The 3,022-nt window shown below is 75.8% G+C and carries 2 protein-coding genes; both read left to right on the forward strand.

The window, feature by feature from the left end; translation table 11 throughout:
• A partial coding sequence (locus VGB14_00800; protein ID HEX9991441.1) for a LuxR C-terminal-related transcriptional regulator occupies positions 1 to 2,479 on the forward strand: 2,479 nt, incomplete at its 5' end.
• A gap of 277 nt (positions 2,480 to 2,756) precedes the next feature.
• Positions 2,757 to 3,022: hypothetical protein (locus VGB14_00805; protein HEX9991442.1), on the forward strand; the 266-nt coding region annotated here is incomplete at its 3' end.

Raw genomic sequence — 3,022 nt, forward strand, 5'->3', positions numbered from 1 at the left:
GGTCCCCCAGGAGCTCATCCGCCTCGGCGTGCAGCTGGTGCGGAAGGCGACGTCGCCCGGTCCCGGCCTCGTCGTGTTCGAGGACCTGCACTGGGCGGACGGCGAGAGCATCGCCCTCTTCGAGCGCCTGGCCGAGCCCGACGGGCACCCCGTGCTGCTCGTCGGCACCTACCGCCCCGAGAAGCTCAGCCGCCGCCACCCGGCGAGCGAGCTCCTGCCCCGGCTGGAGCGGCGGCACTCGGTCACCCACCTGCGCCTCGAGCGGCTGACGGCGGCCGACGTCGCCGCGTTCGTCCACGCCGTCTACGGCCGGCCGGCGTCGTTCCGGGTCGTCGAGGCCCTCCACGGGCGGACCGGGGGCAACCCGTTCTTCCTGGAGGAGCTGCTCGCGTCGGCGGGGGACGTCACCCCCGAGGAGCTGTGCGAGCAGCCCCTCCCGTGGAGCCTGGCCGAGGCCATCCGCACCCAGCTGGAGGACCTCAGCCCCCGTGAGCGGCGGATCGTCGAGGCCGCGGCCGTGCTCGGGCGGCGGGTGGCGTTCGACCTGCTCGCCGCGGTCACCGGTGCGGACGAGGACGAGCTCATCGGCGTGCTGCGCGACCTCGTCGCCAGGGGCCTCGTGGTCGAGGCGGAGAACGACGTTTTCAGCTTCCGCCATGCGCTGGCCAGGGAGGCGGTGGCCGGCGACCTGCTCGGCCGGGAGCGGCGCCGGCTCCACGAGGCCGCCCTCGACGCCCTGAACCGGTCGGGCAGCTCGGACCTCGCCGCCGTCGCCTACCACGCCAACGGCGCCGGCCGGTACGCCGACATGGTCGACGCCGCCCGACGAGGCTCGGCCCGCTACCTCGCCAGGGGCTCGACCTACCAGGCGCTGCGGCTGGCCGAGCTCGGCCTCACCGAGGCGGACGACGACCTCGTCCTGCTGGAGACGGCGGCCAGGGCGGCGTGGCTGCTGGGCCTGGTCGGCGAGGCGCTGGCCCATGCCGAGCGCTGGCGGGCGGTGGCGTCCGGGCAGGGCGCCGTCGAGGGCGAGTCGGCGGCCCTGCGGATGATCGTGCGGCTGCGGTGGGAGCTGGCCGAGGTCGACGCCTTCTGGGCCGGCACCGAGGAGCTGCGGGCGCTCGTGGACCGCATGGAGCGGGGCGAGGAGCGCAGCCGGGCCATGGCCCAGCTGGCCCAGGCGTACATGCTGGCCGACCACCCGGCCGAGGCGATCGAGTGGGCCGGCGCGGCGCTGGCGGCCGCGCTCGCCGACGGGCCGGAGGACGTCGTCCTCCAGGCCCGCGTCGAGGAGGGGTCGGCGCTCATCAACCAGCCCGACCGGGTCGAGGAGGGCGCGGCGATGCTCCGCCAGGTGGCCGACGAGGCCGAGGAGCGGGGCTTCCACGTCCTCGTCACGAGGGCGCTGCACAACCTCGTCCTGTCCGAGACCCAGTACCACACGATCGAGGAGGCGGCCCGGCTCCTCGAGCGCATGCGGGCGGCGGCCGAGAAGGCGGGGTACGAGGCGATGGCCGGCGCGGCGTACGCGCAGGGCCGGTGCGACCTGGCCGAGCGGGCCGGGGACCTCCGGGCCGCCCGCCGCTACCTCTCCGCCGGGCAGGACCGGGCCAAGGTCGTGCTCCGCCAGGGCAAGCAGCTGTGGTACTCGCTGCACGAGGCGCTGCTCGCCACCGAGGACGACGCGCTGGACGAGGCGGCCGCCGTCCTCGCGTCCGTCGAGGCGTTCGACGGCCGGCAGCGGTCGGCCAAGGTGGCCGCCGAGCTGCTGGTGGCGGCCCGCCGGGGCGACCTCACGGCGGCCAGGGCCGCGCTCGACGCCCTCCTGCGGGGCATGCGGCGCGGGTGGCGCTGCGACGCCACCACCCTGAACACGGTGGTGGCCGTCGGGTGCCGGGCCGGCCTCGGCACCGACCGGCTGCGCGACCTGCTGGACGGGGCCAGCGAGCCCCACGGCGTGCTCGAGCCGCTGCACGCCGTGTCGCTGGTGGTGGCGACGGCCGAGCTGGCCGCCTGCGAGGGCCGTAACGGCGACGCGCTCGCCCTGCTCGGGCCGGTGCTGGCCGAGTCGCCGTCGCCCCTGCCGCCGGCCCCGCTGGCCACCGCCCACCTGACGGCCGCCCGGTGCCTGCTGGCCGAGGGGCGCCCGGCCGACGCCCGCCCGCACGCCGAGACGGCCGACCGCCTCCTCGCCTCCTGGGGCGGCTGGCGCCGGGATGAGGCCCACGCCGTCCTCCGCCGCCTCGGCAAGGTGAGCGGCCCGCTCGGGCCCGACGTCCTCACGCCTCGCGAGCGAGAGGTCGTGGCGCTGCTGGCCGAGGGCCTGACCAACGCCGAGCTGGCCGACCGGCTGTTCATCTCGCCCCGCACGGCGGCCGTCCACGTGTCGAACATCCTGGCCAAGCTCGGGATGGCGTCCCGGACCGAGGTGGCGGCCTGGGCGGTTCGCACCGAACTGGCGACGAGCACCGCGAACTGAGGGTGGAACGGCCGCGCGGATGTGATTGACTGTGCGGACCGAAGAAAGGAGGTGGTCCAGCTGAACGATTGTTGTAGGGGGACCTCGGAGGTGGCTGGCCGCTAGGCGGCCGCTGGACCACCCAGGCGAATCCCCGCCATCCACCCTCGTGCGACGTCCGGGAGCTGGTCCCGCTCGGCAACGACAGCGTCACACGGGTTCTTCCAGCAAGTTCTCATCGTTCGGGGGGAGGCCTACGGGCCTCCCCCCGGCGCGTCCGGCCGTAGTGTGTCGGCCCATGGACCGGCCGACCCGCTTCGAGAACCACCGCTGGCTCGGCGACAAGCGGAACCAGGTCGTCCACGACGTCGACGCCTGCTCGGCGCCCGAGGTGGTCGAGGAGCTGATGGCGGCCGAGACGTTCGTCTGCTTCGGCCCCGACACCCTGCCCGAGGCCCGCAACCGCGGGTACCGCCGCTGTCGGGAGTGCGCTGGCGCGAGGGCGGCGGCCGCCGCCGAGCTCGGCGACGAGGGCGACGAGGGCATCACGACCGGCACCGCCGG

It is taken from the genome of Acidimicrobiales bacterium (assembly GCA_036399815.1).
GTDB lineage: Bacteria > Actinomycetota > Acidimicrobiia > Acidimicrobiales > DASWMK01 > DASWMK01.